We start from the raw sequence: 12662 nt of genomic DNA, 5'->3' as shown, positions 1-12662 counted from the left end.
GCGGACGGAGAACACGCGTGCGGCACGGTATGACCACCCACGGCCTTTTCCAGCAGAACAAGGCCCACAGCCCGTCGTTCTTCTCGGTGGCCAGGGCGATGGGGCAGCACGCGGACGACCTCGCGGACTTCTGCATCCCCTGCAACCCGTACTTCCCGACCGACGAGATGTTCGGCGAGCTCGAACGGAACCTCCGCACGATCCTCAAGTTCTACCCGAGCGACGCCGGCGCGATCACCGCGCAGCTGGCGAGCGTGCTGCGGCTCAACCCGTCGACGATCTCGCTGGCCAACGGCTCGACCGAGCTGATCACCTGGATCGACCGGCTGCTGGTCGGCTCCAGCGTCGCCGTGCCGATCCCGACGTTCGGCCGCTGGACCGACCAGCCGATGGAGACGGGCAAGCGCGTCGACATGTTCCTGCTTAAGGAAGCGGACAACTTCGAGCTGCGCGTGGACGACTACCTCGACTTCATCAAGCGCCGCGGCTCGCGGGTCGCGGTGCTGTGCAACCCGAACAACCCCGACGGCGGGTACCTGCCGCGCCGCGAGGTGATCCGGTTCATGGACGCGCTGGAAGACCTCGACCTGGTGGTGATCGACGAGTCGTTCATCGACTTCGTCGAGGTCGAGCGGAACCCGTCGGTGGCCGCCGAAGCCGTCGTCCGGCCGAACGTGATCGTGCTGAAGAGCCTCGGCAAGAACTTCGGGCTGCACGGGATCCGGTTCGGCTACCAGGTCTCGAACCCCGCGCTGACGCGCAAGCTGTCGGCCGCGCTGCCGAAGTGGAACCTGAACTCGCTCGCCGAGACCGTGATCTTCATGCTCGCCGAGCGCCGCGCGGAGTACGAGGACAGCCTCAAGAAGCTCGCGCTCGACCGGTTCATGATGCATTCGCAGCTCGGGCAGTTCGCGGAGCTGACGGTGTTCCCGTCGCAGGCCAACTTCCTGCTCGTCAAGCTGCCCGCTTCGGTCGACGGCGCCGAGCTGTGCGACTACCTGCTCGCCGAGCACCACCTGCTGGTGCGCCAGTGCGGCAACAAGATCGGCATGACCAGCCAGTTCATGCGCTTCGGGGTGCGGCCGGACACCGAGGTCGAACGGCTGGTCGAGGGACTGCGCGGCGTGGAGCGGCTGGGCGGCGGCCGGCACACGACGCCGGCCATCGAGCTGGTCTCCCACGCCCGCGAGCCGGAACGGTCGATCAGCTGAGCACCTGGGCGATGGCCGACTTCCAGGCGAACTCCCGGCCGTTCGCCGAGCTCGACCGCGCCGGCCGCACGCGACGCCTGCGCCGGCTCGCCGAAGCGGCGTTGACCGCCTACGCCGTGCCGGTGGCCCGCCTGACCCCGCTGGCCCACGGGCACAACACGACGTTCCGCGTCGACGGCGCGGACGGCCACCGGTACGTGCTGCGGGTGCAGCGCCCGGACGGGCCCGGTGTTGCGCAGGTGCGGGCCGAGATGGCCTGGCTCGCCACGCTGCGCCGCGAGACCGACCTCGTCGTTCCGTGGCCGGTGCCGACGCGCGCACGGGACCTGGTCACCGTGGTCGCCGACCCGGCCGTGCCCGAACCCCGCACCTGCGTGCTCAGCCACTGGGTCGAGGGCCGGTTCCTCGACGAGCGGCTCAGCGCGCCGCAGCTGTACGCGGTGGGCGAGTTCACCGCGCGGCTGCACCTGCACGGCGGGCGGATGAACGGCCTCGACCGCGGCCGCGTCGACGACCTGACCGAGTTCGGCCGCACACAGGTGGACGGCTTCTCCCCGGCGGTCGTCGACCGGGCCGTCGCGGCGGCCGGGGGCGACGAACGGATCCGCGACGCCGTGGCGCGCGCTCGCGCGGTGCGGGCGGAGCTGGGGTACGGCGCCGACGTCTTCGGCCTGGTGCACGGCGACCTGCACCAGGAGAACTACCTGCTGCACCGCGGCAGCGTGCACGCGATCGACTTCGACGACTGCGGCTACGGGCACTACGCCTACGACCTCGCCGTGGCGCTCGACGCGCTCCGGCACCTGCCGCAGCGGGAGGAACTGCGCGAAGCGCTGCTGGACGGCTACCGGTCGGTGCGGCCGGCCGCGGCCACGACGGACCCGGGGGTGCTGGCCGCCTTCGCCGGGCTCCGGCGGGTCCAGCTTCGCCTCCGCTGACCCGCCAGGCCGCACTTTCACCTGAAAGTGCGGCATTGCAAGCTGGCACTTTCACGTGAAAGTGCGGCGTTACAATTGCTATATGGCCGGACGATCGAGCAACGCCACCAGTACCCGCGACCGCCTGCTGCTGGCCGCCGGCCAGCTCCTGCACGAAGCCGGCGACGGCCCGGTGTCGACGCGGGCGATCTGCGAGCGCGCCGGCGTCCAAGCCCCGACGTTGTACCACCACTTCGGCAGCAAGCAGGGCCTGCTCGACGCCGTCGTCAACTACGGCTTCACCCAGTACGTCCAGGCCCCGGCACCGGACGGCGACCCGGTCGACCGGATCCGCACGGGCTGGGACAGGCACGTCGAATACGGCCTGGAGCACCCCGCGTTCTACGTGCTGCTCTACGGCCAGATCGAGCCGGGCGTGCCGTGCAACCTCACGTCGAGCGCCGAAGCGATGCTGCTGGAGCTGTTCACGCCGCTGGCGCGCGACGGCCGCCTGCGCGTCGAGGCGGCGGAGGCCGCGCGGCAGTTCGCGGCGGCCAACAGCGGCGTGACGCTCAGCCTGATCGCCCAGCCCGAAGACAGCCGGGATCTGGCGATGTCGACCCAGGTCAGGGAGTCGGTGCTGGCCGGACTGCTCGTCGACCGCCCCGCCGAGGGCTCGTCCGTGAGCGCCCTCGCTGTCGCTTTGTCGACCGCCCTCGAAGACGACACCGGCGCGCTGACCACCACCGAGCGTCAAATGCTGCGGGAATGGCTGCACCGCCTGGCCACCTGACAGCCGCCGCTACATTTGATACATTGCTCGCTATGACAAATGTAGCGAAGCAGTTCGGCCTGTTCCTCGCCCCGCACCGCGACGACGTGACGCGCAAGGCGCACGCCGTCGCGGCGGACCGGCTCGGCTACGGCACGGTCTGGCTCGGTACCGGCCGCAACTCGGTCGGCGACCTCGCGTTCGTCGAGGACCTCCTCGACTCGACCGAGCGGATCACCGTGGCGACGGCGATCGTCAACATGTGGGTCGACGAGCCGGAAACGCTCGCCGAGTCCTACCACCGGCTCGCCGGCCGCTACGGCGAGCGCTTGCTGCTCGGCATCGGCGTCGGCCACCCCGAGTCGGTCACCGGATACCGCGGCCCGTACGCCAAGATCGTCGACTACCTCGACCGGCTCGACGCGGCCGGCGTCCCGGCCGAGGCCCGAGTGCTCGCCGCGCTCGGCGACCGCGTGCTGAAGCTGGCCGCCGAGCGCACCGCGGGCGCGCACCCGTACCTCGTGCCGGCCACGCACACCCGGCACGCCCGGTCGATCCTGGGCGCGGGCAAGCTGCTGGCACCGGAGCACAAGGTGGTCGTGGACGACGACCCGGTGGCCGCGCGCGCCATCGGGCGGCCGTACGTCCAGACCCCTTATCTGGGCTTGAGCAACTACGTGAACAACCTGCTGCGCCACGGGTACACCGAAGCCGACGTCGCCGGTGGCGGCAGCGACCGCCTGATCGACGACCTCGTCCTGCACGGCACACCCGAAACCGTCGCCAAGGGACTTCGGGCCCACCTGGACGCCGGCGCCGACCACGTGGCCGTCCAGGTGCTCGGCGCGTCACCCGAAGCGGAGCTGGCGGACCAGCGGCGGCTGGCCGAGCTGCTGCTCTGATCAGCCGGGCGCGGGCAGCAGGACGTTCAGCGCCGCGACGAGCGTGCGCTCCTCGTAGGCGAAGTGACTGTCCAAGGCGGACTGGAGCCGGTCGAACTCCGCGCGGAGCCGGACCGGGTCGGTTTCCTCCTCGACGAGCCGCTCGATCTCCTCCTGCAGCCGGGCCACGACGACGTGCTCTTCGTCGAGCTTGTCCAACGTGGGCTTGAGGGCCGGGAACCGCTCGGCCAGCACCGGGAAGATGTTCCTGGCCTCCCCGGTGTGGTGCCGGGTGAGGGCCGTGCAGAAGCCGGCACACCGCGTGCGCAGCTGCAGTGGGACGCCGCAATCCAGTTCGGCGCGCATTTCCTTCAGCTCACCGCGCAGCCAGTCGTGCATCTCGACGAGCCAGTCGCCCATGCGGCGTGCGGTGTCGAACCGGTGCAGCTCGACGACGGGCAGGATCCGGGTCGTTCGCGCCTGGTAGTCCGCGAACCCCGGCTCCCGCTCGATCACCTCGGCGAACAGCCGATCGCGATCGGGCGGGAGGGCCGCCATCGCCTCGTACGTTTCGGTGTCCGTTTCCACCAGGACAAGGGGGTTGCGCCGGATGTTGTGGTACCAGGCGGGGTGCTTCGGCGACCCCATCGCCGACGCGATGACGACCAGCCGGCCGTCGATGTCCAGGGCTCCCAAGGGAACGCGGTGCTTCCGGCCCGTCCGGGCGCCGGTCGTGGTGAGCATGATCAAGCTGGGTTGTCCTTTCCGATGACGGAATCACCGGAGGCCGAGAGGGCGACACGGAGGGCACAGCTCCGCCAGGGAAAGGCGGAACGTGTCGATCTCAAGGGGGCTTGGTAGCCACTACCTCCGTGTGTCGGCCCATCCGGGGCGCAATCACACGCTACCAACCGGGCCGGCCGTCGGCCATCCCTTAACCGCATAGCTCAGCGGGCGGCGTCGGCGGCCTTCCGCGCGGCGGTGGCGGCCGCGTCGGCCTCGTCGAAGGCCGCCTTCGCCGTCTCGAACTCCGCCGTCGCCCGACCGGCGCGTTCCTCGGCTTCCGCGAGCCGCTCGCGCAGGTCGTCGACTCGGGCCGTGGCCTGCTCGGCCGCGCGCTCGGTGCGGACGAGGTCGCGCTCGGCCGCCGCGCGTTCCTTGTCCCGCTCGGCGGCCTCCTTGCGCAGGCGCTCGCGTTCGGCGCGGGCCCGTGCCCGGTCCTCTTCCTCGCGCCGGTGGTCCCGCTTCGGCTTGGCCGGTTCGGACTTGTCCACCAGCTTCCCCGGGCGCTTCCCGGTGGCGGGCGGCACACTCGCGGCCAGGCTGAACCACTGGTCGGTGTCCTGGTGCGCCACCGACGTCAGCCGCCCGGCCAGCGCCAGCGCGGCCGTGTCGGGGTCGGCTGCGACGGCTTCCAGGGTCGCCTCGACCTCGCGGGACACCGAATCGCTCGTCGACGGCAGCTCGTGGAGGATCCGCCGCACCAGCTCGCCGCGGCGCCGGGTCAGCGCCCGCAGGTCGTCGCCGGCCAGGCGGGTGTGGGCGTCCCGCAGTTCGGCGCCGAGCTCGGCGAGTTCGCGCAGCTGCGCGGAGTCGTCCCTGGCCAGGCCGTTGACGATCGCCGCGGCCGTGGTCGGTTTCCGCAGCTCCTGGATCCGCTTCGCGAGCTCCGCGTCTCCTTCGGCCTTCGCGGCCTTCGCCGCCGCGTTGCGCGCGCTGACGAACTCCGCGAGGTCACCCCCGTAGAGCTCGCCGGCCACCGTGTCGAAGTCCATCGTGGTCCAGCGAACCACATCGGACTGGTGCGGGCACCTGCGAAGAGTCATCATCGGGGGATGTTCTTCGATCTGGGTGTCCGGGACTTCCTCGACCGCGCGGAAACGGTGTACCCGGACCGCGTCGCGGTGGTCGACGAGCCGGACCAGCCCGCCCCGAGCTGGGGTTCGCTCACCTACCGCGAGGTGGCGCGCCGGGCCCGCGCGCAGGCCGCCAACCTCGACGCGCTGGGTGTGCCGGCCGGCGGGCGCGTCGCGGTGGTGTCGCACAACGCCGCCCGCCTGCTCGTGTCGTTCTTCGGCGTGTCCGGCTGGGGCCGCATCCTGGTGCCGGTGAACTTCCGGCTGGCCGCGGCCGAGGTCAAGTACATAGTGGAGCACTCCGGGGCGGAGGTGCTGATCGTCGACCCGGAGCTGGCGCACCTGCTGGACACGGTGACGGCGAAGCACGTGTTCGTCCTCGGCCGCGACGACGAGGCCATCTGGGGCGGCGACGGAACGCCCCGGCCGTGGGACGGCGACGAGTCGGCGACCGCCACGATCAACTACACGTCGGGGACGACCGCGCGGCCGAAGGGCGTGCAGCTCACCCACCGCAACCTCTGGCTGAACGCCGCCGTCTTCGGCCTGCACACGACGTTGAGCGACAACGACGTCCTGCTGCACACCCTGCCGATGTTCCACTGCAACGGCTGGGGCATGCCGTACGCGGTGACCGGCCTCGGCGGGCGGCACATCGTGCTGCGGAAGGTCGACGGCGCCGAGATCCTGCGGCGCATCGACGAACACGGCGTCACCATCCTCTGCGCGGCCCCCGCGGTGGTCACGGCGGCGCTGGACGCGGCCACGACCTGGACCGGCGAGGTCCCCGGCCGCGACCGCGTCCGGATCGTCGTGGCCGGCGCCCCGCCGCCGACGCGCACGATCGAGCGGGTCCGGGCCGAGCTGGGCTGGGAGTTCATCCAGATCTACGGGCTCACCGAGACCGCGCCGCTGCTGACGGTCAACCGGATGCGCAGCGAGTGGGCGGGCCTCGACCCGCAGGAGCAGGCCCGCCTGCTGGGCCGCGCGGGGACGCCGGCGCTGGGCGTCCGGATCGCCGTCGACCGCGACGGCGAGGTGCTCGCGCAGTCCAACCACAACCTCGACGGCTACTGGGAGAACCCGGCGGAAACCGCGCGGGTCCAGGAAGGCGGCTGGTTCCACACGGGCGACGGCGGTTCGTTCGACGACGGGTACCTGACGATCGCGGACCGCAAGAAGGACGTGATCATTTCCGGCGGCGAGAACGTGTCGTCGATCGAGGTGGAGGACGCGCTGAACTCGCACCCGGCGATCCGCGAGGCCGCGGTGATCGGCACCCCGGACGAGAAGTGGGGCGAGCTGGTGACGGCGCTGGTCGTGGTGGAGGGGGAGGTGACGGCGGAAGAGCTGATCCGGCACTGCCGCGGGTATTTGGCGGGGTACAAGTGCCCGAAGCGGGTGGAGTTCCTGGACGAGCTCCCGCGGACGGCGACCGGCAAGATCCAGAAGTTCAAGCTGCGGGAGCCGTTCTGGCGGGGGCAGTCGAGGCAGGTCAACTAGCGGACCAGCCGGAAGAACGTCCGCACCTCCTCGGCGAACAGCTCGGGCTGCTCATAAGCCGCGAAGTGCCCGCCCCGCTCGAGCTCGTGCCAATGCCGGATGTCGGTGTACCGCTTCGCCGCCCACCGACGCGACGGCCTCGGCATCTCCTTCGGGAAGATCGAACACCCCGCCGGGACGTCGACCGTGTCGTCCGTGGCCTCCGAGAACCACTTCTGGACCTTGCGGATGCTCTCCCAGTACAGCCGGGCCGCGGACGCCGCCGTGCCCGTGAGCCAGTACAGCGTGATGTCGTCCAGCAGCTCGTCACGGGTGAACGGGAAGCCGTCGGACCAGGCGTGGAACTTCTCCACCAGCCAGCCGCACAGGCCCGCCGGGGAGTCGAGCAGGCCGTACCCGATCGTCTGCGGGCGGGTCGACTGCAGCACCGAATACCCGTCCTCCCAGCGCTGCGCGTGCTCCAACGCGGCAAGCGCGGCACGTTCGGCCGACGTCAGGTCGCCGAACGTCGCCGGGTCCGGGGCCGCGATCGGCGGGTTCAGGTGGATGCCCGCCAGGTGCGCCGCGTCCAGCTGGGCCAGCGACGTCGTGATCGACGTTCCCCAGTCGCCGCCCTGGGCGCCGTAACGCGAGTAGCCCAGACGGGCCATCAGCGAAGCCCACGCCGCCGCGATCCGCTCGATGCCCCAGCCCGGTGCCGACGGCCGGTCGCTGAAGCCGTAGCCCGGCAGCGACGGGATCACCAGGTGGAACTCCTCCGACAGCGGCTCGATCACCTTCGAAAACTCGAGGAACGAGCCGGGCCAGCCGTGCGTGAGGATCAGCGGCAGCGCGTGCGGCCGCGAGGAGCGCACGTGCAGGAAGTGGATGCCGAGCCCGTCGATTTCGGTGCGGTACTGCGGAAACCGGTTCAGCCGCGCTTCCGTGCGACGCCAGTCGTACGAAGCCGCCCAGTATTCGCACAGCGGACGCAGGTACCCCAGCGGCGTGCCCTGGCTCCAGTCGTCCACCGATTCGGCCTCGGGCCAGCGCGTCCGGCGCAGCCGCGCGCGCAGGTCGTCGAGGTCCGCCTCGGGGACCTCGATCCGGAACGGCGTGATCATGCCGGCGCGTACGTCAGCTGCACGACGCCGTTGCCGAACGTCGCCGACTTCCGCAACTCCAGCGGGAACGATGGCCCTTCTTCGGGGAACAAGCGCTTTCCGCGGCCCACGACGACCGGGTACAGCAGCAGGTTCAGCTCGTCGACCAGCCCTTCGGACAGCAGCCACCGCACCGCCGTCGTGCTGCCGCTGGTCATGATGTCGCCGCCGGGCGAGGCTTTCAGCGTCCGGACGGCTTCGGCCGGGTCGCCGGTCAGCAGCGTCGAGTTGTTCCAGCCGACTTCGGACAACGTCGACGAAAGCACGTATTTGCGGACGTTGTTCATGAACTGGGCGCCTTCGTCGTCCTCGACGGTCCGGCCGGGCCACGCTTCGGCGAATCCTTCGTAGGTGACGCGCCCGAGCAGCATTGCGTCGGCCGCGGCCATCCCGCTGCCGACCGCCTGGCCGATTTCGTCGCTCCAGTACCGCAACGACCACTTGTCCGGCGCTTCGACCACGCCGTCCAGCGAAATGAACAGGTTCGCGACGATCTTGCGCATGGGCCCACTATAAACCGGCGAAACGTCCACGCCGTCCACTCGCGACGGTCTCGCGCACGCGCGCGCTGTCCGCCTCCGCCCGGGCCCGCTCCTGTTCGGTCACGGGTTCCAGGCGCGCCGGGACGTCCTTGTGGTGCGGGGTGCCCGCGATCGGGTCGCGGTCCAGCGCGTCCGTCAGGAGGTTGATCCGCGGGCCGCTGACCACCCGGCGGCCGTGGGCGTCCGGGTGGGCCATGCCGTAACCGTGCGGCAGGGAGAGCTGCCCCGGCCGCAGCGCGGGGTCGGCTTCGGCCCGGACGACCACCCGTCCGGCCGCCGTCACGACGGCCACCCAGTCGCCCGGGGACGCGCCGATCGACGCCAGTTCTTCGGGCCGCGCGCGCAAGGCGCCGTCCGGATCGGTGCGGCGCCAGCGCGGGTCACGCAGGATCTGGTTCGCGTTGTGCGCCCGCCGTTGCCCGTTGAGCAGCGAAAACGGGAACGCCGGGTCGGGTCGTTCGGCGGCCGGGTCCAGCGCGGCCAGCCAGTCCAGCAGTTCCGGCACGGCCAGCCGGACGCGCTCGCGGCGCAGCAGGCTCCAGACCTCGTCCTGCTCGTGGACCGAAAACGGCGTCGGACCGGCCAGGACCCGCTCGAAGAGTTCCTCCCCCAGCTGCGGCCCGGTGGCGGAGCTGCCCAGCGCGCGCTGCACCGGCACGGTCATCGACCTCGCCGCGCGGTGGCAGCCCGCCCACAGGGGCGCGATCGACGCCGCACCGTCGGGCAGCGACGCGCCCAGAGTGCGGTAGAGCAGCACGGGCAGGATCGCCGCGCGCTCCGGCATCGCCTGGACCAGTGCGCCGAGGCCCGCCTGCAGCTCCGGCCGCGGCCCGGCGGCCAGCTCGGCCAGGACGCCGGACGGCGGCAGCACGCCGAGCGCGTCGAACAGCCGCGCGTAGATCTCGGCCTCGACCAGCGTGCCCGGCAACGGGTCCAGCAACGGCCGCCGCAGCTGGAAGTAGTTCGTCGGCCACTCGAAGGTGAAGAGCGTGAACTCCCACTTCTCGTGCTGCGACGCCGCGGGCAGCACGTAGTCCGCCAGCGCGGCCGTCTCGGTGTAGGCGACATCGACGACCACGGACAGCTCCGCGGCCTCCAGAGCGCGTTCGACCTCCCGCGTGCCCGCGAACGTGTTGGCGGGGTTCGACGACTCCACCCACACCGCTCGGACGCGGTTCGGGTGGTCGGCGAGTATTTCCTCGGCGAGGGTGTTCGCCGGCAGCAGGCCGCCGATGTACTCGAAGCCGGTGATCTCGGAGCGCTGCCCGGTCGTCGCGCCCCACAGCGGCAGCAGCCACGAGTGCAGGTTGTTGGTGCCGCGGCGGCCGAAGTGCCCGGTGAGCAGGTACAGCAGCTTCTCGAGGTAGCTGTTGAGCGTCGAGTGCCGTCCCTGCTGGATGCCCAGCTCGACGCGCACGGTCATCGCCTTCGCCGCGCACATGAGGTCGACGGCCCTTTCGACGTCCACACGGGACACTTCGGCGTGCGCGATCCAGTCGTCCACCGGCACTTTCGCCAGCACGGCGGCGACCTCGTCGAAGCCTTCGGTCCGCTCGGCCAGGAACTCCTCGTCCGCCGCACCGCGGTCGAGCAGCAGCGCCAGGATCGCCCCCAGCAGGTAGGCGTCGGTGCCCGGCCGCAGCGGGAGGTGCAGATCGGCCAGCTCCGCGGTCTCGGTGCGCCGCGGGTCGAGCACGATCATCCGGCGGTCCGGGTCGTTCTTGAGCGTGTTGAGCGCGTGCCGGGCGTTGCTGAACCCGTGGGCCTGCCAGGGGTTGCACCCGAGCACGACCAGCAGGTCGCAGTGCTCGACGTCCTCGGCGGTGTGCACGAGCGTCGAGCCGAACAGCTGCCCGTTGACCCAGAAGTCGCCGGTCTTCTCCTGCGACAGCGCGTTGAAGTGGCGCGTCGAGTTCATCCACTTCAGCAGCGACGTGCCGTACGCGCCGCCGGAGTGGTTGCCCTGGCCACCGCCGCCGACGTAGGCGAACGAGCCCGGCCGCCCGGCGGCGGTGTCGACGTCCCGGATCGTGTGCAGCTTCGCGGCGATCTCGGTGAGCGCGGTGTCCCAGCCGATCGGCTCGTGCGTGCCGTCGGGACGCCGTCGCAGAGGCGTCGTCAAGCGGTCCTCGTGGTCGCCGTAGAAGGTCAGGCGCTGTGCCTTCTGGCAGAGGTAGCCGCCCGAGCGCGGGTGCGCCTTGTCGCCGCGGACGCGGGTGATCTTCCGGCCGTCGAGCTGCACCTCCAGCCCGCAGTTGAGGTAGCAGAGGCTGCACGCGGTGCGCTGCCACTCGCCCATGGCGGTCCCCTTCACAGCAGGTCCAGCGCGCGGCCCAGCGTCGTGAGACGCGCTTCGAGTGTTTCGCCGGCCGGGTACAGCCGGACCGTGTCGATGCCGGCGCCGCGCCAGACGCGCAGGCGTTCACGCACTATCTCTTCGGTGCCGATCAGCGTCGTGCCGAGCACCATTTCGTCGGTGACGAGCGCGGTGGCGCCGTCGTGATCACCGGCCTGCCAGCGTTCGCGGACTTCGGCGGCGACGTCGGCCCAGCCCTGCCGGCTGTAGGCGTTGTTGTAGAAGTTCGTGCTGGCCGAGCCCATCCCGCCGAGGCTGAACGCGAGTTCCTTCTTGCGGCTGCCGACCATGGCGCGCAACTCGTCTTCGTTGTCCGCGAAGGCGACTTCGGCGCCTTGGCAGACGTCGATGTCCGCGCGCTGCCTTCCGGCCTTCGCGAGGCCGGCGTCGAGGTGGGCGAAGTACGCCTCGGCGCCTTCGGGCACGAAACTGGTGCCGAGCCAGCCGTCGGCGACCTCGCCGGTGAGCTCCAGCAGCTTCGGCGACAGCGTCGCGAGGTAGATCGGGATGTCCGGGTTCGGCGCCGTGGACAGCCGCATCGGACGGCTCTCGCCGGGCAGCGGGATCTCGAACGCCCGGCCGGAGAACAGGATCTTCTCCCCCGCGAAGGCCCGGCGGATGATCTCGACGGTCTCGCGCATGCGCGTCAGCGGTTTGGCGAACGGGACGCCGTGCAGGCCTTCGATCACCTGCGGCCCGGACGCGCCGAGGCCGAGCGCGAACCGCCCGCCGGACAGGTCGGCCAGCGTCAACGCGGCCTGCGCGATCGCGACCGGCGTGCGCGTGCCCAGCTGGATGATGCCCGAGCCGAGCCGGATCCGGTCGGTGCGGGCGGCGAGGTAGCCGAGCGCGGACGGCGCGTCCGAGCCCCAGGCTTCGGCCACCCAGCAGACGTCGAGGCCCAGCTTTTCCGCTTCCAGCACGAAGTCCAGCGTCGCGCGGGTGTCCGTGGAGAACTCGACGGTCGTCGCGGTCCTCATCGGTTCTCGACCCGGGCCTTGATCGCGGCGAGGTTACCCGTCATGGCCGTCTCGAACTCCCGCATGCGGACGAAGACGATCTTCTGTTCTTTCTCCGGCATCCGGTCGATGGCGAACGACAACCCGGACCGGCCGGGGCCCATCCGCATCCACTGGCTCAGGCGGGTCCCGCCGTTGTCGGGCTCGAGGGTGAACTTCCAGACAGCACTGGGCTCATCGGGGTCCTGCACGGCCCACGCGAACACCCGCGGCGCTTCGCATTCCACGACGTACGAGGTCGTCTCCCACTCACCGAACGCGTCGTGCTTGCTGCGGCCGAGGAACTTGCGGCCGGCTTCGCACCACTCGACGGACTGGAGTTCCGCGCTCAGCTCCGGCATCAGCGAGATGTCCGAGACGACCGGCCAGACGTCTTCGGGCGCGGCGTCGATCCAGGTCGAGACCTCGGCCGTCGGCCGGTCGGCGTACCGCGCACCCGTCCACTCCATCGTGGTCGCACTCC

12 protein-coding genes are annotated in these 12662 nt (G+C 71.1%); 5 read left to right on the top strand and 7 right to left on the bottom strand.

Annotation, left to right across the window (positions count from 1 at the left end; genetic code table 11):
• Positions 1 to 17 precede the first annotated feature (17 nt).
• The 4 genes from Q5425_RS15075 to Q5425_RS15060 all read left to right on the top strand — a co-directional run bounded on the left by Q5425_RS15075 (position 18) and on the right by Q5425_RS15060 (position 3802).
• Positions 18 to 1211, top strand: a complete 1194-nt coding sequence (locus Q5425_RS15075) for a histidinol-phosphate transaminase (protein ID WP_308672824.1) — start codon at positions 18 to 20, stop codon at positions 1209 to 1211.
• A gap of 11 nt (positions 1212 to 1222) precedes the next feature.
• Complete coding sequence (locus Q5425_RS15070) at positions 1223 to 2149, top strand: phosphotransferase (protein ID WP_308672823.1); 927 nt, start codon at positions 1223 to 1225, stop codon at positions 2147 to 2149.
• 82 nt (positions 2150 to 2231) lie between these two features.
• A complete protein-coding gene (locus Q5425_RS15065) occupies positions 2232 to 2921 on the top strand; it encodes a TetR/AcrR family transcriptional regulator (RefSeq protein WP_308672822.1) in 690 nt (229 codons plus the stop codon).
• A gap of 32 nt (positions 2922 to 2953) precedes the next feature.
• The gene (locus Q5425_RS15060) at positions 2954 to 3802 is read left to right on the top strand and encodes an LLM class F420-dependent oxidoreductase (RefSeq protein ID WP_308672821.1); all 849 of its coding nucleotides are present in this window, start codon (positions 2954 to 2956) and stop codon (positions 3800 to 3802) included.
• On the opposite strand, the gene Q5425_RS15055 is transcribed toward Q5425_RS15060, so the two are convergent.
• Positions 3803 to 4531, bottom strand: a complete 729-nt coding sequence (locus tag Q5425_RS15055; protein WP_308672820.1) for a nitroreductase/quinone reductase family protein — start codon at positions 4529 to 4531, stop codon at positions 3803 to 3805.
• A gap of 197 nt (positions 4532 to 4728) precedes the next feature.
• Complete coding sequence (locus tag Q5425_RS15050; RefSeq protein ID WP_308672819.1) at positions 4729 to 5556, bottom strand: hypothetical protein; 828 nt, start codon at positions 5554 to 5556, stop codon at positions 4729 to 4731.
• Between the two features lie 60 nt (positions 5557 to 5616).
• Here Q5425_RS15050 and Q5425_RS15045 point away from each other — a divergent pair, with 60 nt between their 5' ends.
• Entirely contained in the window at positions 5617 to 7140 is a 1524-nt protein-coding gene (locus Q5425_RS15045) for an AMP-binding protein (protein ID WP_308672818.1), read from the top strand.
• Here Q5425_RS15045 and Q5425_RS15040 read toward each other — a convergent pair.
• From Q5425_RS15040 to Q5425_RS15020, 5 genes are read right to left on the bottom strand one after another with little or no spacing between them, the layout of a single operon-like run.
• Positions 7137 to 8243 carry an epoxide hydrolase gene (locus Q5425_RS15040; protein ID WP_308672817.1) on the bottom strand — a complete coding sequence of 369 codons (1107 nt, stop codon included), beginning with the start codon at positions 8241 to 8243 and terminating at the stop codon, positions 7137 to 7139. The two genes, Q5425_RS15045 and Q5425_RS15040, sit on opposite strands and share 4 nt — an antisense overlap.
• Entirely contained in the window at positions 8240 to 8785 is a 546-nt protein-coding gene (locus Q5425_RS15035) for a dihydrofolate reductase family protein (protein ID WP_308672816.1), read from the bottom strand. The genes Q5425_RS15040 and Q5425_RS15035 overlap by 4 nt, the downstream gene beginning before the upstream one ends.
• Positions 8786 to 8792: 7 nt before the next feature.
• On the bottom strand, positions 8793 to 11123 hold the full coding sequence (locus Q5425_RS15030; protein ID WP_308672815.1) for a molybdopterin-dependent oxidoreductase: 2331 nt from the start codon (positions 11121 to 11123) through the stop codon (positions 8793 to 8795).
• Between the two features lie 11 nt (positions 11124 to 11134).
• The gene (locus Q5425_RS15025) at positions 11135 to 12160 is read right to left on the bottom strand and encodes an LLM class flavin-dependent oxidoreductase (RefSeq protein ID WP_308672814.1); all 1026 of its coding nucleotides are present in this window, start codon (positions 12158 to 12160) and stop codon (positions 11135 to 11137) included.
• Positions 12157 to 12648, bottom strand: coding sequence for an SRPBCC family protein (locus Q5425_RS15020; protein WP_308672813.1), 492 nt, complete (start codon positions 12646 to 12648; stop codon positions 12157 to 12159). Before Q5425_RS15020 ends, Q5425_RS15025 begins: the two co-directional genes overlap by 4 nt.
• Positions 12649 to 12662 lie beyond the last annotated feature (14 nt).

This window comes from Amycolatopsis sp. A133 (assembly GCF_031082405.1).
Classification (GTDB): domain Bacteria; phylum Actinomycetota; class Actinomycetes; order Mycobacteriales; family Pseudonocardiaceae; genus Amycolatopsis.
This window is presented reverse-complemented; position numbering and strand designations above follow the sequence as displayed.